The sequence below is a fragment of the Lysobacter zhanggongensis genome (genome assembly GCF_046638635.1).
Lineage (GTDB): Bacteria > Pseudomonadota > Gammaproteobacteria > Xanthomonadales > Xanthomonadaceae > Novilysobacter > Novilysobacter luteus.
Window position 1 is genome coordinate 1 of record NZ_JBJXHK010000008.1, and the last position, 23648, is coordinate 23648.

Consider the following 23648-nt stretch of genomic DNA (forward strand, 5'->3'; position numbering starts at 1 on the left):
CGCGGCGCCCGCGCGCCGAGCCAGGCCAGCCCGGCGGCAACCAGCAGGCCGGCCAATGCCCAGCGCGGCCACCGTGCGGGAACGGTCTGTGGTTCCGGTGCAAGACGATGCGGCAGGATCTGCTGCTCACTGGCGACCAGCGGCCGGCCGTCGGGCAAGCGGGTCTCTCGCAGTGCGGCGGCGAGCCGCATCGGCACGAACGCCTCGGCCCAGCGTGACAGCGGCCGGTCGGCAGACGGCCCGAGCCCGATGTCGAAGCCCAGCCACATGGCCGGCTCCGGCGACGCCAGCCGCACGGCTTCCGTGCGGTAGGTGCTGCCTTGCGAGCGTCCCTCCATCTGCCGGCGCAGCGCACCACCGAGCGCGCCGTCGATCGCGTCGCGTACGCGCGTCGAGCAGTTGTCCAGGAAGTAGTCGTAGCCGTAGTGCGCGTTCTCGGGCAGCGCGTTCACCGCAAGCGAATCGGCCAGCTCCCGCGCGACGTCCGGGTCCAGGTCGAGCCACTGGATGTCGACCCCGCGCCCTTCGTCGCGGTAGATCGCCATGTCCTGCTCGAAGGGCAGGGCGGCCAACCGGTAGCGTGGTTCGCCACGGATGAACCGGCTGGCGAAATCGGGTTCGGTCGGGTCGAAGAAACCGTAGTTGTACGAGGTCGCCTCCCCACTGGCGGGATCGACCACCACCAGCGCGTTGTGGCCGAACCGCTCCCAGAAGATCTCGCCGGGTTGCATCGTGGCGACGCCGATGCGGGGCGCTGCCATCGTGGTGCCGACCAACAACGCCAAGACCACCAGTAGGCCTGCCTGCATCCATCGCCGGATGCGCGCTGCTCGCCGAAGGTGCGCACCCGCGCCCGCCATGCCGTCAGGCATCGCCGAGCACGCTCACGTGGAAGGCGTGCACCCGCCGCGCATCCGCGCTGGCGACCCGGAACACGAAGCGATCAAGCGTCAGCTCCTCGCCCGCTTCGGGCAGGTGGCCGATGGCGGCGATGACCAGGCCGCCGATGGTGTCGTATTCGTCGTCGTCGAAGTCGGCCCGGAAGCGCTCGTTGAAGTCCTCGATCGGGGTCAGGGCGTCGACCACGAACTGGCCGTCGGCCTGTGCGGCGATCAGCGCGTTCGGGTCCTCGGCGTCGTCGTGCTCGTCGTCGATCTCGCCGACGATCTGCTCCAGTACGTCCTCGATCGTGAGCAGGCCGGCGACGCCGCCGTGCTCGTCGATCACGATCGCCATGTGGTTGCGCGACTGGCGGAATTCGCGCAGCAGGATGTCCAGCCGCTTGGATTCGGGGATCAGCACCGCCGGGCGCAACAGCGCGTGGATGCTCGCCGGGCCGTCGTCGGCAACCACGCCGCGCAACAGGTCCTTGGCCAGCAGGATGCCGAGGATTTCGTCCTTGTCGTCGCCATGCACCGGGAAGCGCGAGTGGCCGGACTCGACCACCAGCTTCATCAGTTCCAGAAACGGCGCCTCGGCCGGCAAGGCGACCATCTGCGAGCGCGGGATCATCACGTCGCCCACGGTGAGGTCGGACACGGCAATCGCGCCCTCCATCATCGTCAGGGTGTCGGCCTCGATCAGCCCGTCGGCCTGCGCATCGCGCAGCAGCTCGACCAGGTCCTCACGGGTGGTGGGCTCGCCGGACAGCGCGGAGCTGATCCGGTCCAGCCATGAGCGACGCTTGTCACCGCCCCGGTGGTCGGGCGCATCGGTCGCTTGGGGATGGGCGTGGGTACTACTGTCGTCCTCGGACATTGAATGTGTTCATGAATACGCCCGGGGGATGGGCGTCTGGGCGAGTCTATCGCATCGGCCTTGCCGCCGAGGCCGCGCAGCTCACTCGGCGACGAGGTAGGGGTCGTCGATGCCGAGCGTGGCGAGGATCTCGCGCTCAAGCTGCTCCATGCATTCGGCCTCGCGCTCGTCCTCGTGGTCCCAGCCCAGCAGGTGCAGGGCGCCGTGGACCGTTAGGTGGGCGTAGTGGTCGGCCAGGCGCTTGCCCTGTTCACGCGCTTCGCGGGCGACCACCGGGGCGCAGATGACCAGGTCGCCCAGCACCGGCAGTTCGACGCCTTCGGGCAACTCTGCGGGGAAGCTCAACACGTTGGTGGCGTAGTCCTTGCCGCGGTAGTGGCGGTTGAAGGCGCGGCCTTCCTTGGCGTCGACCAATCGGATGGCCAGGTCGGCGCGCCGGATCCGTCCGTCCAGCGCTGCGGCCACCCAGCGACGGAAGCTGACCGCCGACGGGATGCCGGCCCGCGGCACGCCGTAGCTGATGGATACGTCCAGGAGGGTAGCGGGCTGGCTCATGGGGCGTCCTGCGAACCGTTCAGGCAGGGCCGGACTGCGCGTCCTGCGCATCGCGGGCGTCATAGGCGTTGACGATGCGTGCCACCAGCGGATGGCGCACCACGTCGCGCGATTCGAAGAAGGTGAAGCTGACCCCGTCGACCTCGCGCAGCACGTCGAGGGCGTCGCGCAGGCCTGACTTCTGGTGCTTGGGCAGGTCGATCTGGGTGAGGTCGCCAGTCACCACCGCCGTGCTTCCGTAGCCGATACGGGTGAGGAACATCTTCATCTGCTCGATCGTGGTGTTCTGCGCCTCGTCGAGGATCACATACGCGTCGTTAAGCGTGCGTCCGCGCATGTAGGCCAGCGGCGCGATCTCGATGACGTTCTTCTCCAGCAGCTTGACCACCTTCTCGACGCCGAGCATCTCGTACAGCGCGTCGTACAGCGGCCGCAGGTACGGGTCGACCTTCTGGGTGAGGTCGCCGGGCAGGAACCCGAGCTTCTCGCCCGCCTCGACGGCCGGGCGTACCAGCACCAGTCGCTGGACCCGCGATCCGTTCAAGGCCTCGACCGCACTGGCGACCGCGAGGAATGTCTTGCCGGTGCCCGCCGGACCGATGCCGAAGTTGATGTCGTGGGTGGCGATCGCGTGCAGGTACTTTGCCTGGTTGGCGCCGCGACCGCGGATCGTGCCGCGCTTGACCCGGATGGTGACTTCCTGCGGCTCGATATCGTCGTTGACCAGGGCATCGGCATCGATCGCCGCCAGTGCAAGGTGCACCGCCGGCTCGTCCAGCGCGTCCCCGGCCGCGTCTTCCCACAACCCGCGCAGCAGGGCCTCGGTCTTGCGGACCATCGCCTTGGGGCCGGTCAACCGGTAGACGTTGCCGCGGCTGGCGACCTCCACCCCGGTGCGCAGCTCGATCATGCGCAGATGGCCGTCGAACGGTCCGTTGAGGTTGGCCAGGCGCTCGGCGTCGGGCGGGTCGAGGGTGAATTCGGCAGTCGTGCGTGCAGCCATCGCAGTGGGGGTCTTCAATGGGCATCCCAGCTTGCGCCCGCTCGGGGTATTTCGCAAAGTGCGAGGGACTTCGACGCGGGGAACGGGCATGCGCAATACACGGGGACAGGCGCCGGCGGTGCTGCTGGCCGGCTTGATGTCGGTGGCGCTTGCCGCGCCGGTGTTGGCTAACGACGGCGTGACGTTGCTCAGCGCCGCGCGCATCCACACGATGGATCCCGCCCGGCCGCAGGCCGGGGCGATGGCCTATGACCGCGACGGCACGATCGTCGCGGTCGGCACGCGTGAGGACCTGCTGGCGCGCTACCCGGCGGCGACGCAGATCGACGCGGGCAACGCGACCGTGATACCCGGCCTGATCGACGCTCACGGGCATGTCGCCGGCCTCGGCCAATCGCAGATGCAGGCGGACCTGGTGGGTGCCGGCAGCAAGGAAGAGGTGCTCCGCCGGCTCCGCGCGTTTGCCGTGGACCTACCGGACGGCGCGTGGCTGCTGGGCCGTGGCTGGGACCAGAACGACTGGCCGGAACGTACGTTCCCTACCGCCGCCGATCTCGATGCCGCCTTCCCCGGACGCCCGGTCTGGCTGAGCCGTATCGACGGCCATGCCGGATGGGCCAACAGCGCCGCGATCGCCGCCGCCGAAGCCGCCGGTGGGCGCGACCTGTCCGGTGACTGGCAGCCCGACGGTGGTCGCATCGTCCGCGACGCCAACGGCCAGCCCAGCGGGATCTTCGTCGACGCCGCCATGGCGCAGGTCGATTCGGCACTGCCGGGCACTGATGCGGAGGCGGCCGAGCGTGCGCTTGCCGTGGGCATGCAACTGGCGGTCGAACACGGCCTGACCGGCGTCCACGACGCAGGGGTGTCATTGCAGCAGTTGCGCGCCTACCAGGCCCTGGCCGACCGCGGCGAGATGCCGCTGCGGGTGTATGCGATGGCCGACGGCGATGGCGAGGCGCTGGCATGGCTGTGCAGCAACGGCCCGTATGAGCACCCGGATGGCCGCCTGCAGATGCGCGCGGTCAAACTTTACGTGGATGGAGCGCTCGGCAGCCGCGGCGCGGCGCTGATCGAGGACTACAGCGACGACGCCGGCAATGACGGCCTGCTGCTGATGACCCCCGACCAGCTGGTCGATACCGCCGCGCGCGCCAAGGGGTGTGGCGTTCAGGTCGCAACCCACGCGATCGGCGACCGCGGCAACCGCGTGGTGCTCGATGCGTTCGAGCAGGTGCTTGGCCGCGACTCCGGCACCGATCACCGCTGGCGGGTGGAGCACGCACAGATCCTGACTGCCGCCGACATCCCGCGTTTCGCCGCGCTGGGCGTGGTCGCCTCCATGCAGCCGACCCATGCCACCTCGGACATGCCGTGGGCGGCCGACCGCGTCGGCCCGGATCGCATCCAGTGGGCGTACGCCTGGCGCAAGCTGCGTGATGCCGGCGCGCGGCTGGCGTTGGGCTCCGACTTCCCGGTGGAGTCGGTCGATCCGCGCCTGGGCCTGCATGCCGCGGTCACCCGCAGCAATGCGCAGGAGGCGCCGGCGGGCGGCTGGATGCCGCAGGAGAAACTCACCGCCTGGGAAGCCATGCGCGGCTTCACCCGTGATGCGGCGCACGCCGGGTTTGCCGAGGACCACGTCGGCAGCCTCGCGGTCGGGCAGCGTGCCGACTTCGTCCTGCTTGCGCAGGACCCGCTGGCGGTCGAACCGCGCCAACTGGACGAGCTCGAGGTGCTGGCAACCTACGTCGATGGCGAGGCGGTGTACCGGCGCCCGTAACCGTCCGATCCGCCCGGCGTCAACGGCGCCGGGCGCGGACCAGCAGGACCACGCCCACGCATGCCAGCACGCAGCTCCCGGCGAGCCAGACCCAGGCCACCGCCGTCGGGTCGAATACCCGGCCCTCGAAGGCGCGCATCCGGAACTGCAGCAGCCCGAGCGCGGCAATCGCGCAGAACCAGAGCCCGAGGGCGTAGCGGCGGAGCGGGCGGCTCAGGATTCGACGCCCGCGACCCGACCACGCAGCGAGTTGCTGAGCGCCTCGGTGATCACCACGTCGACGAACCGGCCGACCAGCCGCGGGTGCCCGGCGAAGTTCACCGACCGCATGTTCTCGGTCTTGCCGGTGAGCTCGTTCGGGTCCTTGCGCGACGGACCTTCGACCAGCACCTTCTGCACGCTGCCGACCATAGCCCCGGAGATCCGCCGGGCGTTGTCGTTGATCGCCGCCTGCAACCGCGACAGCCGTGCATGCTTTTCCCCGCTGCCGGTCGTGTCTTCCAGGTCTGCCGCCGGCGTGCCGGGGCGACGGGAGTAGATGAACGAGAAGCTCTGGTCGAAGCCCACGTCGGCGATCAGCTTCATGGTCTTCTCGAAATCGGCGTCGGTCTCGCCCGGGAAGCCGACGATGAAGTCCGAGCTGATCGAGATATCCGGCCGCACCTCGCGCAGCTTGCGGACCTTCTGCTTGAACTCCAGCGCGGTGTAGCCGCGCTTCATCGCGCTGAGCACGCGGTCCGAGCCGGACTGAACCGGCAGGTGCAGGTAGTTGGCCAGCTCCGGGACATCGCGGTAGGCCTCCACCAGCGAGTCGGAGAACTCCAGCGGGTGCGAGGTGGTGAAGCGGATGCGGTCGACCCCGTCGATCTCCGCGATGGTCCGGATCAGCAGGCCCAGGTCGGCGGTGTCGCCGTCGCCGAGCGGGCCGCGGTAGGCGTTGACGTTCTGGCCCAGCAGGTTGATCTCGCGCACGCCCTGGGCCGCCAGTTGCGCGACCTCCACGAGTACGTCCTCGAAAGGCCGGCTCACTTCCTCGCCGCGGGTGTAGGGCACCACGCAGAAGGAGCAGTACTTCGAGCAGCCCTCCATGATCGACACGAACGCGCTGGGGCCGTCGGCACGGGGCTCGGGCAGGCGGTCGAACTTCTCGATCTCGGGGAAGCTGATGTCCACCTGCGGCTGCCCGGAGGCGCGGCGGTCGCGGATCAGCTCCGGCAGGCGGTGCAGCGTCTGGGGTCCGAACACGAGGTCCACGTACGGGGCGCGCTTGACGATCGCCTCGCCCTCCTGGCTCGCCACGCAGCCGCCCACGCCGATCAGCACCGGCTTGTCACCGGCCTTGAGGGACTTCCAGCGGCCAAGCTGGCTGAAGACCTTCTCCTGGGCTTTTTCGCGGATCGAGCAGGTATTGACCAGGATCACGTCGGCTTCTTCGACGTTCGTGGTCAATTCGAGGCCTTCTGCGGCGGCCAGCACGTCGGCCATCTTGGCCGAGTCGTACTCGTTCATCTGACACCCGTGGGTCTGGATGAAGAGCTTGCCGGTAGGACGGGCCACGGCTTCGGCGGCCGGGAAGAGGGGGGCGGTGGATTCGGTCATGGGGCGGTCCGGGAGGGGCGGTGGTTATTCCGCGCCGGAGGTGGCTGACTGGGAACCCAACAGTCTAGCGCGCGACAACGGCCATCCCGCGCAGTCCGTCGCGTTTTGCGGAATGAGGGGGTTGGCAACGCCCGGGCGAAGGGGGAGACTCGCGGCCATGAGGGGGAGCATTGTGTTTCTGGGGCTCGCATGCCTGCTGGTCGCCACGCCTGTGGCCGCCGGCACCGTGTACCGGTGCGACAGCGCCGACGGGGGTCGCAGCTATGTCAGCAAGCGCATCCCCGGCGCCAGTTGCAGTGCCATCAGCAGCTACACCGCCAGCAAGTCGCCTCCGCCCCCGTCCCGTCCTGCGCCCTCCGCGGCCGTGGGCAGCGCTTCGCCGGCCAGCACCACCGCCGGTTCGCCGGTTTCGGTGGGCACGGCCGCCGGCACGTCCATGACCAATGCCGCGCCGGTGAAGTCCGTCCAGCCGGGTGCGAGCGGCTCACGGCTGGTCCAGGGGCAGGTGTACTCCTATATCAAGGACGGCGTCCGCCACTACACCAGCAGCCGTCCCAAGGGCGCCGTCGCCCGGGCGAGTTCGGTACGGACGATCAGCTACAGCTTCCTCGAGACCTGCTATGCCTGCGCCGCCAAGCCGGGGGTCAACTTCGGCAACGTACGGCTCAACACCGCGGCCTACCGCGACGAGATCGCCGCGGCTGCGAAGAAGCACGGCGTCGATGAAGCGATCGTGCGCGCGATCATCCACGCCGAGTCCGCGTTCAATCCCAATGCCCTGTCCCGGGTCGGCGCGCAGGGCCTGATGCAGCTGATGCCCGCCACCGCGAGGCGGTTCGGCGTGGGCAATGCGTTCGACGCCGCACAGAACATCCACGGCGGGGTCGAGTACCTGGCCTGGCTGCTCAAGCGCTTCGACGGCAACCTGACCCTGGCCGCCGCCGGCTACAACGCGGGCGAGGGCAACGTCGACAAGTACAAGGGAGTGCCGCCCTTCAGCGAGACGCAGCGCTACGTGCAGCGCGTCGGGGTGCTGGCCGAGCGGTACCGCGCCGCCCAGTAGCGTGGTGGGGGCGTCGTGGCGCCGGTCGCGGCGCGATGGCGTGCAACCGGATTGTCGGTTCGTTAACCGTTCCGTTACACTTCCCCGTCTTTTGAGCCGCCAGCCGTCGCCAGTGGTGCAGGCCGTGCGGTGAACGTCGAATTCAAGATTTGCGGAGTGCCGGATGGCCAACCAAGGGATCCATGATCCTCGCAGCGAGCACGCGGGCGAGCCCGTCAACCACGGTCGCCGCAGGTTCCTGACTGCGACCACCGCCGTGGTCGGCGCCGTAGGCGCGGGCTTCGTCGCGGTGCCCTTCATCAAGTCGTGGAACCCCAGCGAGCGCGCCAAGCTCGCCGGTGCGCCGGTCAGTGCCGACATCAGCACGCTCGAGGTCGGCCAGCGGCTGGTTTTGGAATGGCGCGGCCAGCCGATCTGGATCGTGCGTCGCTCGCCGGAGATCCTGCAGGCGCTGCCGACCCTCGACGACCAACTGCGCGACCCGATGTCGGAGAACCCCGAGCAGCAGCCCGAGTACGTGCTGGAAGGCGACGCGCACCTGCGCTCGATCAAGCCGGAAGTCTCCGTGCTGGTCGGCCTGTGCACCCACCTGGGCTGCTCGCCGGAAATGAAGGCAGAGATCCGGCCCGAGCCGTTCGACACGAACTGGAAGGGCGGCTACTTCTGCCCGTGCCACAAGTCCAAGTTCGACATGGCCGGCCGCGTCTACGCGGGTGTGCCCGCGCCGACCAACCTGGTCGTTCCGCCGCACCACTACGAAAACGACACCACCCTCGTCATCGGTGTCGACCCGCAGGGAGCCGCATAAGCCATGGCCAACATCTTCACCCGCAGCGCCAATGGCGTGATGGACTGGGTCAACGAACGCGCGCCCGCGCTTGCGCCGATGTACCGCAAGCACATGAGCGAGTACTACGCGCCCAAGAACTTCAACATCTGGTACATCTTCGGCGTGCTGTCGCTGGTGGCTCTGGTCAACCAGATCCTCACCGGCATCTTCCTGACGATGCACTTCAAGCCGAGCGCGGCGGAAGCCTTCGCCTCGGTCGAATACATCATGCGCGACGTGGAGTGGGGCTGGCTGATCCGCTACATGCACTCCACCGGTGCGTCGCTGTTCTTCGTGGTTGTCTATATCCACATGTTCCGCGGGCTGATGTACGGCTCGTACCGCAAGCCGCGCGAGCTGGTGTGGGTGCTCGGCATGCTCATCTACCTCGTCCTGATGGCCGAGGCGTTCATGGGCTACGTGCTGCCGTGGGGCCAGATGTCCTTCTGGGGCGCCAAGGTCATCATCTCGCTGTTCGGTGCCATCCCGGTCATCGGCAACGGCCTGACCGAGTGGATCATGGGCGACTACCTGCCCGGCGACGCGACCCTCAACCGGTTCTTCGCCCTGCACGTCATCGCCGTGCCGCTGGTGCTGCTGCTGCTGGTGGTCCTGCACCTGGGCGCGCTGCACGAGGTCGGTTCCAACAATCCCGATGGCGTCGAAATCAAGAAGGGCCCGAAGGGCAACCGCTGGTCGCCGACCGCGCCGACCGACGGCATCCCGTTCCACCCGTACTACACGGTCAAGGACACGGTGTTCGTCGGCTTCTTCCTGATGCTCGCGGCGTTCATCATCTTCTTCGCGCCGGCATTCGGGGGCTGGTTCCTCGAGCACGACAACTTCACCGAGGCCAACCGCCTGGTGACGCCCGCGCACATCAAGCCGGTCTGGTACTACACGCCTTACTACGCCATGTTGCGCGTCATCCCCGACAAGCTCGGCGGTGTGATGGTGATGTTCGGCGCGATCGCCATCCTGTTCGCTGTGCCGTGGCTTGACCGCAGCAAGGTGCACTCGGTGCGCTACCGCGGCTGGATCTCCAAGGCCATGCTGGCGCTGCTCGCGGTCTGCTTCGTGTGGCTGGGCAAGATCGGCGCCGGCCCGGGTACCGACCCGGTGGAGACGCAGATCGGCCGTGTCCTGACCTTCCTTTACTTCGCCTTCTTCATCACGATGCCGCTGTGGACCAAGATCGACAAGACCAAGCCGGTGCCGGAACGGGTGACGACGCATGACTAAGTCCAAGCGCTTCCGCAACCGCCTGTTTGCCTGTTTCACCACCGTCGTCGCCGGCGTCCTGGTGTCGGCCTCGGCGATGGCCGCCACCGGCGGCGACCTACAGCAGTCGGGCGTTGACCTGGGCGACCAGGCGTCCCTGCAGCGCGGCGCCCAGCTGTACATGAACTACTGCTCGGGCTGCCACTCCCTCAAGTACCTGCGTTACTCGCGCATTGCCGAGGACCTGGGCCTGACCGAAGAGCAGGTCATGGACAACCTGAACTTCACCGGCGCCAAGTTCGGCGAGCAGGTGATGGTCTCGATGCCGGAGGCCAACGCCACCGAATGGTTCGGCAAGATGCCGCCGGACCTGAGCCTCATCTCGCGCGTGCGCGGCAGCGACTGGATCTACACCTACCTCAAGTCGTTCTACCTGGACGAGTCGAGCACGCTGGGCTGGAACAACAAGCTGTTCCCGGCGGTGTCGATGCCGAACCCGCTGTGGGAGCTCCAGGGCCTGCAGCACGCGGAGTTCGGCGAGCCTGACGCAACCGGCGAGCGCCCGGTGACCGGCCTCAAGGTCACCCAGCCCGGCTCGCTGGACCCGCAGGCGTTCGACCAGTCCGTCCGGGACATCACCGCATTCCTCGAGTACGCCGGCGAACCGGCCGCCCTCAAGCGCCAGAGCATGGGCGTCTGGGTGATCCTGTTCCTCGCCGCGTTCACGTTCCTCGCCTGGCTGTTGAAGAAGGAATACTGGCGAGACGTGCACTAGGCGATCCCGGTGCAACGACCCGCACGCATGTGCGGGCTTTGCCATGCGGACCCGGTTGTCCCGGTGCCGTCGGGGCGACCAACTCGAGGCCGTGACGACCGCCCGCGCTGGGTGGGCGGCGTCTTGCGACCGGCGGATTCCGGTTGCTGGAGAGGTCGATGATGGCGGCGAGTCCACGCATGCGTAATGCCCTTACCCTGTTCTCCTCGAACGATTGCGTCCTGTGCCACCGCGTGCGGCTGGTGCTGGCCGCCAAGGGCGTCACCTACGACCTGATCCCGGTCGACCCGCAGAATCCGCCGGAAGACCTGGTCGACCTCAATCCGTACCACTCGGTGCCGACTTTGGTCGAGCGCGACCTGGTGCTGTACGCCGCCAGCGTGGTCAGCGAATACCTCGACGAGCGCTATCCGCACCCGCCGCTGATGCCGGTCGACCCGCTGTCGCGTGCCCGCCTGCGGCTGGCGATGCTGCGGCTCGAGCACGACTGGGTGCCGCAGGTGCAGGCGATCCAGCTGGGCAACAAGGCCCAGGCCGATGCCGGTCGCAAGCGCCTGAAGGAACTGCTCACCGCCTCGGTTCCGCTGTTCAAGGCGTTCAAGTTCTTCCTCAACACCGAAATGAGCCTGGCCGACTGCGCCATGGCGCCCATTGTGTGGCGCCTGCCGGCACTGGGCGTACCGCTGCCCAAGGACGGCAAGGCGATCGAGGACTACGGCAACCGGATCTTCCGGAACCCCGGCTTTACCCGCAGCCTGACCGAGCAGGAGCGCCGCCTGCGCGATCTGCCCGCGTAGGGCCTCGGGGTGGGCCGCGGTCCCGGCTCGGAAGCCGTCGCGCACGCGCGCGACTGCACTAGACTGCACGCATGAATGACAGCGCCACCCCGATGACCAGCCATCGCCCGTACCTGCTGCGGGCGCTGTACGAATGGATCGCCGACAACGACATGACCCCGCACCTGCTGGTCGATGCGACCCGGCCGAGCGTGCAGGTGCCGGCGCACGCGGTGAATGACGGCCGGATCGTGTTGAACATCGCCGAGCGCGCCGTGTCCGGCCTGCAGATGGACAACGAGCTGATCCGCTTCAGCGCCCGGTTCGGCGGGGTCAGCCAGTCGATCTCGGTGCCGGTGGGTGCAGTGCTGGCGATCTATGCACGCGAAACCGGGCAGGGCATGGCGTTGCCCGAAGAGGCCGAGGACGGTGACGGTCGCCATTCCGTCCAGGACGAGGGTGCCCGGCCGATCCTGAGCGCGGTCCCAAGCGAGCCGGGCGACCCGCAGTCCCCAGCGCAGGATCCTGACGTTGATGGTCCTGACGATCCGGACAGCGGGGGCCCCGGCCCGCGCCGCGGATCGCACCTGCGCGTGGTGAAGTAGTCCGCGCGCCAGCGCGACCCTACTGCAGGCGCGCCGGTTGCGGCGCCAGCGGCCCGGTGAAGGACACGAGGCGGTCCCCGCGCAGCACCAGCCGGCCGGCATGGCGGTCTTCACCGTTGCGGGAATAGTCGAAGCGGAACGTGCGCTCCCAGCCGAGCCAGCCGCTGTCCAGCCGGCACAGTTTCAGCCCGATCGCGTGCACGCTCTCGTCGAGCCACTGCACGCCGGCGGCACGGCAGGCGTCTCGGCCGACTGCTTCGGCCCGCTCGGCCGCGGCCCGGCCGGCGCTCCAGAACCCGAACGCGGCGGCACCCGCAATCATCAACAGCAGGAGCGTCGGCATCGGCTCAGGGTCCGGTCGGCGGCGGGCCGAGCTTGAGGGACAGGTCGATCGCGCGGACGTGCTTGGTCAGGCCGCCGATCGAGATGAAGTCGACCCCGTCGGCAGCAATCGCGCGCAGGCCGGGCAGGTCGACACCGCCGGACACCTCGAGCGGGACCGGGCGCGGATGGGCAGCCACTACCGCCACGGCCTCGCGTCGCGTCGCCGCATCGAAATCATCAATCAGGATGCGGTCGCAACCGACGGCCAGCGCTTCGCGCAGCTGGTCGAGCGTCTCGACCTCGACGATCAGCGGCAGGCCGGGCTGGGCGGCGCGCGCCGCTCGGATCGCCGCGGTGAGCGACCCCGCTGCGCGGACGTGGTTTTCCTTCAGCATCACCGCGTCGTAGAGGCCCATGCGATGGTTGCACCCCCCACCGACGCGGACCGCATACTTCTGCGCCTGGCGCAGGCCGGGGATGGTCTTGCGGGTATCGAGGATCCGCGCGCCGGTGCCGTCCACGGCGGCCACGTGCTCGGCCGTTGTAGTGGCGGTGGCGGACAGGGTTTGCATGAAGTTCAGCGACGCGCGCTCGGCGCTGACCAGGGCGCGGGCCCGTCCCTCGAGGGTGGCGAGTACGGTGCCGGCGGCGACTTGCGTGCCCTCTTCGACGCGCCAATCGATGCGCACGTTCGGGTCGAGTGCAAGGTGACAGGCGTCGAACCACGGCCGGCCACAGACCACGGCGTCCTCCTTGCAAAGCAGGTAGGCGCAGTCCGGCCCGTCGGCCAGCAGGGCGGCGGTGACGTCGCCGCTGCCAATGTCCTCGGCCAGCGCGGCGGCCACGTCGGCGGCAACCGCCTCCCCGGGGATCGCGAAAGCGGCCGTCATGTGGCGGGGAAGCCGTCGACCCCGGTGGTCACGATGGCCTCCTCGGCGAGCAGCACCGGGATACCGTCGTCGACCCGGTAGACGCGCTTGCGGTCCCGGGTGACCAGCGCCTCGCGCACTGCGGTCGCCTGGGGGCTGCCGTCCCCGCGGACGACGCTGCCGCCGGCAATGGCCTGGTTGAGCGCCTCCAGCCCCCGGCTGTCGAGCAGCGCCACGGGCTGGCGGGTGGCGGGGCAGACGAGCAGGTCGAGCAATTTGCGGTCCACGTGGGTGGCTCCTTGCGTGGCGGTGAAGCACCGGCGGAAGGTCGGTAGAATACCGTTTTGCCGCAGGCCTGGACCATGACAGACACCGCGCACGCGCCGCTCGTCGGCCTCGTGATGGGCTCCCGCTCGGACTGGGAGACGATGCAGCACGCGGCCGCGAGGCTGGAGGCGATGGGGGTGCCGCACGAGGTCCGCGTGGTTTCGGCCCACCGCACGCCCGACGTGCTTTTCGACTACGCCGCCAGCGCCGCCGGGCGGGGCTTGCGCGCGATCATCGCCGGGGCCGGCGGCGCCGCCCACCTTCCGGGCATGCTGGCGGCCAAGACCGCGGTGCCGGTGCTGGGCGTGCCAGTGCAGTCCAAGGCGCTCAACGGGATGGATTCGCTGCTGTCGATCGTGCAGATGCCGGCCGGCGTGCCGGTGGCGACGTTCGCCATCGGACAGGCGGGTGCGGCGAACGCAGCGCTGTTCGCGGCCGCGATGCTCGCCCCCGAATATCCCGCGGTTCGTGACGCGCTCGACGCCTTCCGCATCCGGCAGACCGAAGACGTGGCCGACAACGATGATCCCCGCAAATGACCCGCGCACGATGAGCACCGTAGGCATCCTCGGCGGCGGCCAGTTGGCCCGCATGCTCGCGCTGGAAGGTGCGCCGCTGGGCGTGCGCTTCCTGGTGATGGACGCGGTTGCGGACGCCTGCGCGGGTCAGTTCGCCCCAATGGTGGTGGGCGACTACACCAACCAGACCGCGCTTGCCGAGTTCGCTTCGCGTATCGACGTGGCCACTTTCGACTTCGAAAACGTGCCCGCCGCGTCCGCCCGCTGGCTGACGGAACGGGTCGCGGTCTACCCCAATCCGCGCGCGCTGGGGACCGCGCAGGACCGTTTGGCCGAAAAGACCTTGTTCCGGGAACTCGGTATTCCGGTGCCGCCGTTCGCCACGATCGACAACCGTGCGCAACTTGATGCCGCGATCGCCGAGGCGGGCACGCCGTGCATCCTCAAGACCCGTCGGCTCGGCTATGACGGCAAGGGCCAATTCCGTATCCGTTCGTCGGCCGACGCCGACGCCGCGTGGGACGCACTGGGTGCGCAGGCCGACAAGGTCGGGTTGATCCTCGAAGGTTTCGTCGCGTTCCAGCGCGAACTGTCCGTCGTGGCCGTGCGCGGACGCGACGGCGAGTTCCGTACCTGGCCGTTGACCGAGAACTGGCACGTCGACGGCGTGCTGTCGGCGAGCCTGGCTCCGGCGGTCCTTCCGCCGGCACTTGCGGAGACGGCATGCGCCTACGCCCGGCAACTGGCGCAGGCACTCGATTACGTGGGTGTCTTCGCACTGGAGCTGTTCTGCCGGGACGGCGAGTTGCTCGCCAACGAGCTGGCGCCACGCGTGCACAACTCCGGGCACTGGACGATCGAGGGCGCCGAGACCAGTCAGTTCCAGAACCATCTGCGCGCCGTGCTCGGCCTGCCCCTGGGCTCCACCCGGATGGTGGGCCACGCCTGCATGTTGAACTGGGTCGGAGCGATGCCCGATGCCGCGCCGGTGCTGGCCGAACCGGGTGGCCACTGGCACGACTACGGCAAGGAACCCCGTGAAGGCCGCAAGGTTGGCCACGCGACGCTGCGTGCGGAGTCGGTTGACGCCTTGTCCACCGCCTTGGAGCGGGTCGGAAATGCGCTCGGCCGCGAAGCGCAGGTCGCGCCGGTCATCACGCGCCTGCAGGACGCGACACCCGTCTAGGCGGGGCCGGCACAACGGAAAACGGCCGGGTCGCCCCGGCCGTTTCGTATCAGTCAACGCGGCTGCGATCACTTCATGTTCGAAGCGACGAACTCCCAGTTGACCAGGTTCCAGAACGACTCGACGTACTTCGGACGCGCGTTGCGGTAGTCGATGTAGTACGCGTGCTCCCAGACGTCGCAGGTCAGCAGCGGGGTGTCCTCGCCGGTCAGCGGGGTGTTGGCGTTGGAGGTGCTGACCAGTGCAACCGTGCCGTCGGGACGCTGAACCAGCCACGCCCAGCCCGAGCCGAAGGTCTTGATCGCGGTTTCGCTGAACTGCTCCTTGAACTTCGCGAAATCCCCGAACGCCTTGGTGATGGCGTCGGCGACCTTACCGGTCGGCTCGCCGCCGCCATTGGGCGACATGCAGTTCCAGAAGAAGGTGTGGTTCCAGACCTGCGCAGCGTTGTTGAACATCCCGCCCTGCGACTTGCGGATGATCTCCACCAGGTCCATGTCGGCGAACTCGGTGCCCTCGATCATCCTGTTGAGGTTGTCGACGTAGGCCTTGTGGTGCTTGCCGTGGTGGTAGTCGAGCGTCTCGGCGGAGATGTGCGGCTCGAGCGCGGCGCGGTCGTAGGGCAGGGGAGGCAGTTCAATGGCCATGGGCGGACTCCTTGTTGAGGCTGGCGGTGCCGGCCGGACCCGCGCAAGCGTCTGGCGATCGCGTGGGCCGGTCCGGCGGCTTACAATCCCCATTCTATCCCCACGCCTTGTTGGCTGGCCGCGAACGGCTGGTACAGCGCATCCCAGGAGCTACCCCAATGTCCGTGATTGAGCGGATCCAGGCCGAGGTCGAAGGCCACCCGATCGTGTTGTTCATGAAGGGCAACGCGCAGTTTCCGATGTGCGGCTTCTCCAGCCGCGCAGTGCAGGCACTGCAGACCGCCGGTGCAACGTCCCTGCACACCGTCAACGTGCTGGAAGACCCGGAGATCCGCGCCAACCTGCCGCGTTTTTCCAACTGGCCGACGTTTCCGCAATTGTTTATCCATGGCGAGCTGATCGGGGGCTGCGACATCACCATGGAGCTGTTCGAGTCGGGCGAACTTGCCCGCATGATCAGCGAAACCCAGAGCCAGTGACGCCCGGATCCAACGGCGCCGGTTCAGCCCTGGACGGGCGCGTCGTGCTGGTCAGCGGCGCCGCCGGTGGGCTCGGCTCGGCCGCCGCCCGGGCCTGCGCGCGGGCCGGAGCGACGGTGGTGCTGCTCGGGCGCAAGGTGCCGCGGCTCAACCGCGTGTACGACGCGGTGGCGGCCGAAGGGCCGGAGCCGATGCTGTACCCGCTGGACCTGGAGGGCGCCGGCCCCGACGACTACACCGAACTGGCGACGCGCCTGGAGGCCGAGCTGGGCCGCCTCGACGGCATGCTCCACTGCGCGGCCGAGTTCCGCGGCCTGACCCCGCTGTTGCAGACCGACCCGGCTGCGTTCGCGCGCGCGATCCACGTCAACCTGACGGCGCCGTGGTGGCTGAGCCAGGCCTGCCTGCCGCTGATGTTGCGCAGTGCCGACGCCGCGCTGGTGTTCGTGCTGGACGACACGGCACGGGTAGGCAAGGCCAACTGGGGCGGCTATGGCGTCGCCCACCACGGGCTCGCCGGACTGGTGGGGATGCTCCATGCCGAGTTGGCCAACTCGACGGTGCGGGTGTCGGGGCTGCGACCGGGTCCGATGCGGACCGGCCTGCGCGCCCGTGCCTACGTGGAGCAGAACGACCGCGTTGCCCGCGATCCGGCCGCGGCCGCGCAGGCCTGCGTGACCCTGCTGTCGGCCGCCGGGGCCGGGCATCGTGGCCAGGTGTGGTCACCCGCCGGGTCGGCGGACTGAATGGAAGGCACTGGAATGACGATCGCCTCGGCCGCCCTGCTGCTGTTCCTGATCCTGGACCCGCTGGGCAACATCCCGGTATTCCTGAGCCTCTTGCGGACGCTGCCGCCACAGCGCCAGCGGATCGTGCTGGCGCGCGAGTTGCTGATCGCGCTCGGTGTGCTGATGGCGTTCCTGTGGGGTGGCAAGTACTTCCTCGAGGTGATGCACCTGCGGCAGGAGTCGGTATCGATCGCCGGCGGCATCGTCCTGTTCCTGATCGGCATCCGGATGATCTTCCCGCCGCCGGAGGGGCTGATGGGCGAGTTGCCCGACGGCGAGCCCTTCATCGTGCCGATGGCCATCCCGCTGGTGGCCGGGCCGTCCGGCATGGCGGCGGTGATGCTGATGGGCAGCAACGAGCCCCACCGGCTGGGCGAATGGAGCCTGGCCCTGCTGATCGCCTGGGGCGCCACCGCGGCGATCCTGTTCTCGGCGACGGTGCTTTACAAATGGCTGGGCCGACGCGCGCTGACCGCGGTGGAGCGCCTGATGGGCATGCTGCTGGTGGCGATCTCGGTCCAGATGTTCCTGGACGGGCTCGGTGCCTACCTGCAGATCACCCCCGCCGTATGACAGCTGGAAGGCGACTGTCATGAAACCGTCAACCATTCGCACTAGTATCCCGCCGTGTTAAACTCACGTTAACCGGCGCCGACGCCGGTTTGTCGTGTCTGACGTGCCCGGCGGTCGTCCGAAGACCCCGGGGTCAAGTACCACTTCCCATCCCGAGGCCCACCCGCCATGAACCACCCCGCCCGCATGTCCAGGCTCACGCTCGGCCTGCTTGTCGCCCTTGCCACCGCTCCCGCATTCGCCCAGAGCACCTCTGCCGGTGTTGGCGGCCAGGTCGTCGGTAGCGACGGTCAGCCCGTCGTGGGCGCCGAGGTGACCATCGTCCACACCGAGTCGGGCACGGTCAGCCGCGCGGTCACGGACGCCGAGGGTCGCTACAACGCGCGCGGCCTGCGCGTCGGTGGCCCGTACTCCATCACGGTCACCAAGGAAGGCGTCGGCACGGACACCGAGGACGGGGTGTTCCTCTCGCTCAACCAGATCAGCAACATCGACGCGCAGCTCGCGTCCGGTGATGCCACCACGCTGGGCACGGTCGCCGTCACCGGCAGCCGCCTGCTGGCCACCTTCAATGCCGACAACAAGGGCATGGGCACCTCCGTCGCTGGCCGCCAGCTTGAGCTGGCGCCGCAGAGCAGCCGCTCGGTGGACGACATCGCCCGCCTCGACCCGCGCATCCAGGTGACCGACCAGGCGTCGGGCTCGATCTCCGTGGCCGGCATCAACAACCGCTTCAACACCATCTCCGTCGACGGCCTGTCGCAGGGCGACCCGTTCGGCCTCAACTCCAACGGCATGCCGTACACCGGTTCGCCGATCTCGGTCGACACCATCGCCGCCTACGACCTCAAGGTCTCGGACTTCGACGTCGCTTCCGACACCGTTGGCGCGACCGTCAACGCCGTCACCAAGTCCGGCACCAACGAGTTCCATGGCTCGGCGTACTACGTCTACAAGGACGCCGGCAGCATGGTCGGCGAGCGCGATGGCGAGGAGTACGCGCTGTTCGACACCGACACCACCGCCGGCGTGACCCTCGGTGGCCCGATCATCAAGGACAAGCTGTTCTTCTTCGGTTCGTACGAAGAGCAGACCATCAAGAACTTCGGCGGCTCGGCCAGCTCCGACGGCGTGGCCAACGGCGATGTCACCACGGCCGACGTCGAGCAGGCGATCGCCATCGCCAACGACCTGGGCCTGCAGCCGGGCACCTACGGCTCGACCGGCGTCAACCTGGACAACAAGCGCTACCTGGGCAAGATCGACTGGAACATCAGCGACAACCACCGCGCCAGCCTGACCTACCAGCAGACCGAGGAATTCCGCCCGTCGCCGTATGACGACCGCGCCGACTCGGTGGTCCTGACCAGCCACTGGTACGACATCGACAACGTTACCAAGAACACCTCGCTGCAGTTGTTCAGCGACTGGACGATGGACTTCTCCACCGAGGTGAAGCTGAGCCACCAGACGTTCGACCAGATCAACGGCAACGCGGTCAACCAGCCCGAGGTCGAGGTCGAGACTGCCAACGGTGGCTCGATCTTCATCGGCGAGGACAACAACCGCCACGAGAACCAGATCAACACCGAGCGCCTGGCCGCCACGATCTCCGGTACTTATTATGCCGGCGACCATGTCATCAAGGGTGGCGTCGACTACCTGCGCCACGACGTCTACAACCTGTACGGCCGCGACCTGCATGGCTCATACCGGTTTGCCAGCCTCGAGGATTTCGCTGCCGGCAACTACTACCAGTACGACCTGCGCACCCCGGCCCCGGGCTACGAGATCGACGACATCGCCGCCGCGCTGGTGTACACCCAGATCAGCCCGTTCCTGCAGGACACCTGGCAGGTCAACGACCAGCTGTCGCTGACCTACGGCGTGCGCGTCAACATCCCGAAGGCCGACAAGGCGCCGGAAGAGGCCGCGGGCTTCGAGGAAGCGTTCGGCTACTCCAACGCCTACCAGCTGGGCTCGGACAACCGCGTCATCCTGCCGCGCGTATCGTTCAACTACAGCTTCGATACCGAGCGCTACTCGCAGCTGCGCGGTGGCATCGGTGCATTCCAGAGCGTCCCGCCGTTCGTGTGGCTGGCCAACCCGTACCAGAACAACGGTGTCACCCTGCTGTCGTACCGCGAGGATGACCCGACGGCCGCGCCGTTCAGCCCGGATCCGTACAACCAGAACGTGCCCGCCGGCGGCCGTGGCTTCGCGATCGACACCATCGATCCCGACTTCAAGCTGCCGACCGTGTGGAAGATCAGCCTCGGCTACGACCACGAACTGCCGTGGTACGGCGTGATCGGCTCGGTCGAGCTGCAGTCCATTCGCGCCCGTGACGCCGCGTTCTACCAGGCAATCAACATCGGTGCCTATAACCCGGAGACCGGCCTGTACGACGCGCCGACCAGCCAGATGGCCGACGGCCGTGGCAGCTACTGGTGCTCGTTCGGCTCGATGTCGAGCTCGAACAAGAACTGCGGCCGCAACCCCGGCTTCAGCAACCAGTCGACCGTCCTGGGCAACACCGACGAGGGCTACTCCAACTCGCTGACCCTGTCGTTGAACAAGCCGCTGGCCAACAACTGGTACGGCAGCCTGAGCTACACCTATACCGACGCCGAGGAAGTCGGGTCCGACGCCAGCTCGCAGGCCTGGTCCAGCTATCAGTACGTCTCGCGGGTCAACCCGAACCAGGAGATCGCCACCCCCGCGAGCCGTGCGATCGAGAACTCGATCAAGGCTTCGCTGGGTTGGGAGTACGCGTTCTTCGGCGACTACAAGACCAGCATCACCGCGTACTACAACGGTCGTGACGGCCTGCCGTACACCTGGCTGGTCGACGGCGACATGAACGGCGACGGCATCTGGCAGGATCCGGCCTACGTGCCGCTGCTCAACGATCCGAACGTGAGCTATGGCTCGGCCACCCCGGAGCAGATCGCGGCGTTCCACGAGTTCATCTCCAACAACCCGTACCTGCAGTCGCAGCGTGGCCAGATCGCCGGCCGCAACGCCGACAACATGCCGTGGATCAACCAGCTTGACCTGGGCTTCCAGCAGGAGCTGCCCGGCCTGATGGATGGCCACAAGTCGATCGTCCGCCTGGACATTTACAACTTCCTCAACCTGCTCAACGACGACTGGGGCCACACCATGCAGATCGACGGGTTCGACACCCGTTACCTGGCGGCCCTCGATGGCATCAACCCGGACGGCAGCTACGTGTACGACCTGGGCAGCGACAGCAACCCGTCGTGGGATGAGCTGAACGTGTACGACGCCGACTCGCGCAATCCGTCGCGCCCGGTGTCGCGCTGGGCGGCGATGCTGACCCTGCGTTACGAGTTCTGATCCATCGCACCTGTGCAACACCGAAGACGGCCGGGGCAACCCGGCCGTTTTCTTTTGCCGGCCGCCGCTCTAGAGTCGTCCGGATAACAACGAGAAGAACGAGAGCCGAATGACTGAAACCGCCAACGCCACCCTGCCCACCGTCGACGCGCGCATCCACCCGCGCGGGGGGCTGGACATCCTTTCCCGCGCTGAAGTCGCCGAACTCGCGGACGCCTCCGCCGGTGGCATGCACGACCTGCTGCGCCGCTGCGCACTGGCCGTGCTCACCAGCGGCAGCCAGTCCGACGACCCGCGCGCGGCGCAGGAGCTCTATCCCGACTTCGACATCCAGGTGCACCAGCTCGACCGCGGGGTGCGGATCGACCTGCACAAGGCCCCGGCGATGGCCTTCGTCGACGGCGACATCATCCGCGGCGTCGCCGAACTGCTGGCGGCGACGGTACGCGACCTGGCCTACCGGGCGATCGAGCTGGACGAGGAGGGCGGACGCGACCTCGACACCAGCGAGGGCATCACCGACGCGGTGTTCGGCCTGCTGCGCAACGCGCGCGTGCTGCAGCCTTCCGACCCGAACCTGGTCGTCTGCTGGGGTGGGCACTCGATCAACCGCGAGGAGTACATGTACACCAAGGAGGTCGGCTATCAGCTCGGCCTGCGCGAACTCGACATCTGCACCGGCTGCGGCCCGGGCGCGATGAAGGGGCCGATGAAGGGCGCGACCATCGCCCACGCCAAGCAGCGCCGTCGCCGTGGCCGCTACATCGGCGTGACCGAGCCGGGCATCATCGCGGCCGAGTCGCCCAACCCGATCGTCAACCACCTGGTGATCATGCCGGACATCGAAAAGCGCCTGGAGGCGTTCGTCCGGCTCGGCCACGGCATCGTGGTGTTCCCCGGTGGCGTCGGCACGGCCGAGGAGATCCTGTATCTGCTGGGCATCCTTCTGCGCGAGGAGAATGCTGGCGTGCCGTTCCCGCTCATCCTGACCGGCCCGACCTCGTCGGCGCCGTACTTCGAGCAGATCGACCGGTTCATCCGGCTCACGCTGGGCGATGCGGCGACGGAGCGCTACGAGATCATCATCGGCGACCCCGCCGCGGTCGCGAAGCGGATGGCGGCGGGCGTGCGCAAGGTGCGCGAGCACCGGCTGGCCCAGCGTGACTCGTTCTTCTTCAACTGGTCGCTCAACGTGCCGCTGGAATTCCAGCGGCCCTTCGTGCCAAGCCACGAGGCGATGGCGGCGCTGGACCTGCACCACGGCCGCAAGCCGTTCGAGCTGGCGGCTGACCTGCGCCGCGCGTTCTCCGGCATCGTCGCCGGCAACGTCAAGGAAGACGGCATGCGGCGGATCGAACAGCACGGCCCGTTCCTGATCCACGGCGACACCGACATGATGCAGTCGCTGGATGCGTTGCTGCGGGCGTTCGTTGAACAGCGCCGGATGAAGATCGCCGGAGAATACCGGCCGTGCTACCGCGTGGTGGCGTAGCCGGTCCCGGGACTCAGGCCGGCCCGACCGGCAACCGCACCGTCGCCACGTAGCGTCCGCCGATTGTCTCGGTGCGGACGCTGCCGCGCCCGCCGGTCAGCGCCTCGATCCTCACCTGCGAGGCGTTGAGTCCCACCCGGTGCCCCGGCACGGCGGTCCCGCCGGCCTCCGGAAGGGGGTTGCTGATGCGCACGACGACCGTGTCCGGTGTCGTCGAGACGGCCACCTCCACATCGCCGCGCGCCATGCGCTCGGCGCCGTGGCGGATCGCGTTCTCGACCAGCGGCTGGATCGACAGCGCCGGCACGGTCACCCCGGGCAGCACCCGCGGCAGCTCCCAGCGGACCTGCAACCGCTCGCCGAAGCGCAGCGCCTCGATCTCGAGATAGCGCCGGGCGAGGGAGAGCTCGTCCTCCAGCAGGATCTGCCGCGGCCCGGCCAGTGCCGCCCGGAACAGGTCCGCCAGGTCCAGCAGAAGCCGCTCCGCCTCCTCCGGCCGCTGGTGCACCAGCGCCGCCCCGGTGTTGAGCGTGTTGAACAGGAAGTGCGGCCGGATGCGCGCCTGCAGCGCCTGCAGCTCCGACTGCTTGGCCCGCACCGCATGCAGCCGCCCGCGCCAGTGATTCTGGAAGGCCGCCAGGCCGAGGAAGCCGACGGCGAGGGCGATGCCGGTGAGGCGGGCAACCAATGCCGGCCAGCCGTCCGCGGCGACGGGCCATGCGTCACCCATGAGCCACCACGCCAGCCACGCCACCAGCCACGTATTGACCAGCAGCATGCCCACGGCCAGCCAGGCCAGCCGGAGGGGCCGAAGCCCGGTGAGCAGGTTGCGCGTCAGGTAAAGCGTGCCCAGCGTCAGCAACGCCACCCACTGAACGACCAGCGAGGCCAGTCCGAAATAGATCCAGCGGCTGCCGCTAATGCCGGGGGCGAGGGCCAGGATGCCGGCGAGGCATTCGCCGGCCAGCAGGACCCAGATGATCGCCGGTGCCTGCCAGAGGGCGTCAAGCGGGTGGGGCGGGTGCTCGCGCATAGTCGCCGCATGATGCACGATCGCGGCGGATCGTTGCCCATCACCGCTCGTCCCGTCTGTCGCACCATCCATCGGCGGCGGC

General features: G+C 68.3%; 24 protein-coding genes. 14 read left to right on the top strand and 10 right to left on the bottom strand.

The window, feature by feature from the left end:
• From ACKVMH_RS02640 to ACKVMH_RS02655, 4 genes are all read right to left on the bottom strand, one after another.
• On the bottom strand, nucleotides 1-809 hold an 809-nt coding region (locus ACKVMH_RS02640), incomplete at its 3' end, for a lipoprotein N-acyltransferase Lnb domain-containing protein (protein ID WP_412699129.1).
• Between the two features lie 55 nt (nucleotides 810-864).
• Nucleotides 865-1758 (bottom strand): HlyC/CorC family transporter, encoded by an 894-nt coding sequence (locus tag ACKVMH_RS02645; RefSeq protein WP_215219832.1) that lies wholly within the window; start codon nucleotides 1756-1758, stop codon nucleotides 865-867.
• Nucleotides 1759-1839: 81 nt separating this feature from the next.
• Complete coding sequence (gene ybeY / locus ACKVMH_RS02650) at nucleotides 1840-2313, bottom strand: rRNA maturation RNase YbeY (protein WP_215219833.1); 474 nt, start codon at nucleotides 2311-2313, stop codon at nucleotides 1840-1842.
• A gap of 19 nt (nucleotides 2314-2332) precedes the next feature.
• Nucleotides 2333-3316: a PhoH family protein gene (locus tag ACKVMH_RS02655; protein ID WP_412699130.1), complete on the bottom strand. Its 984-nt coding sequence runs from the start codon at nucleotides 3314-3316 to the stop codon at nucleotides 2333-2335.
• Nucleotides 3317-3404: 88 nt separating this feature from the next.
• Here ACKVMH_RS02655 and ACKVMH_RS02660 point away from each other — a divergent pair, with 88 nt between their 5' ends.
• Nucleotides 3405-5099, top strand: coding sequence for an amidohydrolase (locus tag ACKVMH_RS02660; protein ID WP_412699131.1), 1695 nt, complete (start codon nucleotides 3405-3407; stop codon nucleotides 5097-5099).
• 213 nt (nucleotides 5100-5312) lie between these two features.
• On the opposite strand, the gene miaB is transcribed toward ACKVMH_RS02660, so the two are convergent.
• The gene (gene miaB, locus ACKVMH_RS02665; RefSeq protein ID WP_412699132.1) at nucleotides 5313-6698 is read right to left on the bottom strand and encodes a tRNA (N6-isopentenyl adenosine(37)-C2)-methylthiotransferase MiaB; all 1386 of its coding nucleotides are present in this window, start codon (nucleotides 6696-6698) and stop codon (nucleotides 5313-5315) included.
• A gap of 157 nt (nucleotides 6699-6855) precedes the next feature.
• Here miaB and ACKVMH_RS02670 point away from each other — a divergent pair, with 157 nt between their 5' ends.
• From ACKVMH_RS02670 to ACKVMH_RS02695, 6 genes are all read left to right on the top strand, one after another.
• Complete coding sequence (locus ACKVMH_RS02670; RefSeq protein ID WP_215219835.1) at nucleotides 6856-7761, top strand: lytic transglycosylase domain-containing protein; 906 nt, start codon at nucleotides 6856-6858, stop codon at nucleotides 7759-7761.
• Between the two features lie 163 nt (nucleotides 7762-7924).
• The gene (petA, locus tag ACKVMH_RS02675) at nucleotides 7925-8569 is read left to right on the top strand and encodes a ubiquinol-cytochrome c reductase iron-sulfur subunit (protein WP_215219836.1); all 645 of its coding nucleotides are present in this window, start codon (nucleotides 7925-7927) and stop codon (nucleotides 8567-8569) included.
• Nucleotides 8570-8572: 3 nt separating this feature from the next.
• A complete protein-coding gene (locus ACKVMH_RS02680) occupies nucleotides 8573-9832 on the top strand; it encodes a cytochrome b (RefSeq protein ID WP_215219837.1) in 1260 nt (419 codons plus the stop codon).
• Entirely contained in the window at nucleotides 9825-10586 is a 762-nt protein-coding gene (locus ACKVMH_RS02685) for a cytochrome c1 (RefSeq protein ID WP_412699133.1), read from the top strand. Before ACKVMH_RS02680 ends, ACKVMH_RS02685 begins: the two co-directional genes overlap by 8 nt.
• Before the next feature lie 161 nt (nucleotides 10587-10747).
• Nucleotides 10748-11383, top strand: a complete 636-nt coding sequence (locus ACKVMH_RS02690; RefSeq protein WP_412699134.1) for a glutathione S-transferase N-terminal domain-containing protein — start codon at nucleotides 10748-10750, stop codon at nucleotides 11381-11383.
• A gap of 71 nt (nucleotides 11384-11454) precedes the next feature.
• The gene (locus ACKVMH_RS02695; protein ID WP_251370657.1) at nucleotides 11455-11967 is read left to right on the top strand and encodes a ClpXP protease specificity-enhancing factor; all 513 of its coding nucleotides are present in this window, start codon (nucleotides 11455-11457) and stop codon (nucleotides 11965-11967) included.
• Between the two features lie 19 nt (nucleotides 11968-11986).
• Here the strand turns inward: ACKVMH_RS02695 and ACKVMH_RS02700 are convergent, their stop codons facing one another.
• Genes ACKVMH_RS02700 through ACKVMH_RS02710 form a run of 3 tightly spaced genes read right to left on the bottom strand, consistent with a single transcriptional unit; the run spans nucleotide 11987 to nucleotide 13447 of the window.
• Entirely contained in the window at nucleotides 11987-12310 is a 324-nt protein-coding gene (locus ACKVMH_RS02700; protein ID WP_215219840.1) for a DUF3301 domain-containing protein, read from the bottom strand.
• 4 nt (nucleotides 12311-12314) lie between these two features.
• Nucleotides 12315-13181: a carboxylating nicotinate-nucleotide diphosphorylase gene (gene nadC, locus ACKVMH_RS02705; RefSeq protein WP_412699135.1), complete on the bottom strand. Its 867-nt coding sequence runs from the start codon at nucleotides 13179-13181 to the stop codon at nucleotides 12315-12317.
• Nucleotides 13178-13447, bottom strand: a complete 270-nt coding sequence (locus ACKVMH_RS02710) for a Trm112 family protein (protein WP_412699136.1) — start codon at nucleotides 13445-13447, stop codon at nucleotides 13178-13180. Before ACKVMH_RS02710 ends, nadC begins: the two co-directional genes overlap by 4 nt.
• Before the next feature lie 75 nt (nucleotides 13448-13522).
• On the opposite strand from ACKVMH_RS02710, the gene purE reads away from it, so the two are divergent.
• Together purE and ACKVMH_RS02720 are read left to right on the top strand one after the other, a co-directional pair.
• The gene (purE, locus tag ACKVMH_RS02715) at nucleotides 13523-14026 is read left to right on the top strand and encodes a 5-(carboxyamino)imidazole ribonucleotide mutase (RefSeq protein WP_215219843.1); all 504 of its coding nucleotides are present in this window, start codon (nucleotides 13523-13525) and stop codon (nucleotides 14024-14026) included.
• A gap of 10 nt (nucleotides 14027-14036) precedes the next feature.
• Entirely contained in the window at nucleotides 14037-15191 is a 1155-nt protein-coding gene (locus ACKVMH_RS02720) for a 5-(carboxyamino)imidazole ribonucleotide synthase (RefSeq protein WP_412699137.1), read from the top strand.
• Nucleotides 15192-15259: 68 nt separating this feature from the next.
• On the opposite strand, the gene ACKVMH_RS02725 is transcribed toward ACKVMH_RS02720, so the two are convergent.
• A complete protein-coding gene (locus ACKVMH_RS02725; protein WP_412699138.1) occupies nucleotides 15260-15838 on the bottom strand; it encodes a superoxide dismutase in 579 nt (192 codons plus the stop codon).
• Nucleotides 15839-15996: 158 nt separating this feature from the next.
• Here ACKVMH_RS02725 and grxD point away from each other — a divergent pair, with 158 nt between their 5' ends.
• The 5 genes from grxD to ppnN all read left to right on the top strand — a co-directional run bounded on the left by grxD (nucleotide 15997) and on the right by ppnN (nucleotide 22533).
• Nucleotides 15997-16317 carry a Grx4 family monothiol glutaredoxin gene (gene grxD / locus ACKVMH_RS02730; protein ID WP_215219846.1) on the top strand — a complete coding sequence of 107 codons (321 nt, stop codon included), beginning with the start codon at nucleotides 15997-15999 and terminating at the stop codon, nucleotides 16315-16317.
• Nucleotides 16314-17063: an SDR family NAD(P)-dependent oxidoreductase gene (locus ACKVMH_RS02735; RefSeq protein WP_412699139.1), complete on the top strand. Its 750-nt coding sequence runs from the start codon at nucleotides 16314-16316 to the stop codon at nucleotides 17061-17063. Before grxD ends, ACKVMH_RS02735 begins: the two co-directional genes overlap by 4 nt.
• A gap of 15 nt (nucleotides 17064-17078) precedes the next feature.
• Nucleotides 17079-17678, top strand: coding sequence for a YhgN family NAAT transporter (locus ACKVMH_RS02740; protein WP_412699140.1), 600 nt, complete (start codon nucleotides 17079-17081; stop codon nucleotides 17676-17678).
• A gap of 186 nt (nucleotides 17679-17864) precedes the next feature.
• Nucleotides 17865-21041, top strand: coding sequence for a TonB-dependent receptor (locus ACKVMH_RS02745; protein WP_412699141.1), 3177 nt, complete (start codon nucleotides 17865-17867; stop codon nucleotides 21039-21041).
• 109 nt (nucleotides 21042-21150) lie between these two features.
• Nucleotides 21151-22533, top strand: a complete 1383-nt coding sequence (gene ppnN, locus ACKVMH_RS02750) for a nucleotide 5'-monophosphate nucleosidase PpnN (RefSeq protein ID WP_412699142.1) — start codon at nucleotides 21151-21153, stop codon at nucleotides 22531-22533.
• Between the two features lie 13 nt (nucleotides 22534-22546).
• Here the strand turns inward: ppnN and ACKVMH_RS02755 are convergent, their stop codons facing one another.
• Nucleotides 22547-23566, bottom strand: coding sequence for a sensor histidine kinase (locus ACKVMH_RS02755; RefSeq protein ID WP_412699143.1), 1020 nt, complete (start codon nucleotides 23564-23566; stop codon nucleotides 22547-22549).
• Nucleotides 23567-23648 lie beyond the last annotated feature (82 nt).

Excerpts from the sequence above, each read along its gene's own strand:
- ACKVMH_RS02755 (WP_412699143.1), bottom strand. The coding sequence starts at position 23,566 with ATGCGCGAGCACCCGCCCCACCCGCTTGACGCCCTCTGGCAGGCACCG.
- ybeY (WP_215219833.1), bottom strand. The coding sequence starts at position 2,313 with ATGAGCCAGCCCGCTACCCTCCTGGACGTATCCATCAGCTACGGCGTG.
- ACKVMH_RS02700 (WP_215219840.1), bottom strand. The coding sequence starts at position 12,310 with ATGCCGACGCTCCTGCTGTTGATGATTGCGGGTGCCGCCGCGTTCGGG.
- ACKVMH_RS02655 (WP_412699130.1), bottom strand. The coding sequence starts at position 3,316 with ATGGCTGCACGCACGACTGCCGAATTCACCCTCGACCCGCCCGACGCC.
- ACKVMH_RS02745 (WP_412699141.1), top strand. The coding sequence starts at position 17,865 with ATGTCCAGGCTCACGCTCGGCCTGCTTGTCGCCCTTGCCACCGCTCCC.
- petA (WP_215219836.1), top strand. The coding sequence starts at position 7,925 with ATGGCCAACCAAGGGATCCATGATCCTCGCAGCGAGCACGCGGGCGAG.
- purE (WP_215219843.1), top strand. The coding sequence starts at position 13,523 with ATGACAGACACCGCGCACGCGCCGCTCGTCGGCCTCGTGATGGGCTCC.
- ACKVMH_RS02645 (WP_215219832.1), bottom strand. The coding sequence starts at position 1,758 with ATGTCCGAGGACGACAGTAGTACCCACGCCCATCCCCAAGCGACCGAT.
- grxD (WP_215219846.1), top strand. The coding sequence starts at position 15,997 with ATGTCCGTGATTGAGCGGATCCAGGCCGAGGTCGAAGGCCACCCGATC.
- nadC (WP_412699135.1), bottom strand. The coding sequence starts at position 13,181 with ATGACGGCCGCTTTCGCGATCCCCGGGGAGGCGGTTGCCGCCGACGTG.
- ACKVMH_RS02670 (WP_215219835.1), top strand. The coding sequence starts at position 6,856 with ATGAGGGGGAGCATTGTGTTTCTGGGGCTCGCATGCCTGCTGGTCGCC.
- ACKVMH_RS02690 (WP_412699134.1), top strand. The coding sequence starts at position 10,748 with ATGGCGGCGAGTCCACGCATGCGTAATGCCCTTACCCTGTTCTCCTCG.
- ACKVMH_RS02720 (WP_412699137.1), top strand. The coding sequence starts at position 14,037 with ATGAGCACCGTAGGCATCCTCGGCGGCGGCCAGTTGGCCCGCATGCTC.
- ACKVMH_RS02740 (WP_412699140.1), top strand. The coding sequence starts at position 17,079 with ATGACGATCGCCTCGGCCGCCCTGCTGCTGTTCCTGATCCTGGACCCG.
- ACKVMH_RS02660 (WP_412699131.1), top strand. The coding sequence starts at position 3,405 with ATGCGCAATACACGGGGACAGGCGCCGGCGGTGCTGCTGGCCGGCTTG.
- ppnN (WP_412699142.1), top strand. The coding sequence starts at position 21,151 with ATGACTGAAACCGCCAACGCCACCCTGCCCACCGTCGACGCGCGCATC.
- ACKVMH_RS02695 (WP_251370657.1), top strand. The coding sequence starts at position 11,455 with ATGAATGACAGCGCCACCCCGATGACCAGCCATCGCCCGTACCTGCTG.
- ACKVMH_RS02680 (WP_215219837.1), top strand. The coding sequence starts at position 8,573 with ATGGCCAACATCTTCACCCGCAGCGCCAATGGCGTGATGGACTGGGTC.
- miaB (WP_412699132.1), bottom strand. The coding sequence starts at position 6,698 with ATGACCGAATCCACCGCCCCCCTCTTCCCGGCCGCCGAAGCCGTGGCC.
- ACKVMH_RS02685 (WP_412699133.1), top strand. The coding sequence starts at position 9,825 with ATGACTAAGTCCAAGCGCTTCCGCAACCGCCTGTTTGCCTGTTTCACC.
- ACKVMH_RS02725 (WP_412699138.1), bottom strand. The coding sequence starts at position 15,838 with ATGGCCATTGAACTGCCTCCCCTGCCCTACGACCGCGCCGCGCTCGAG.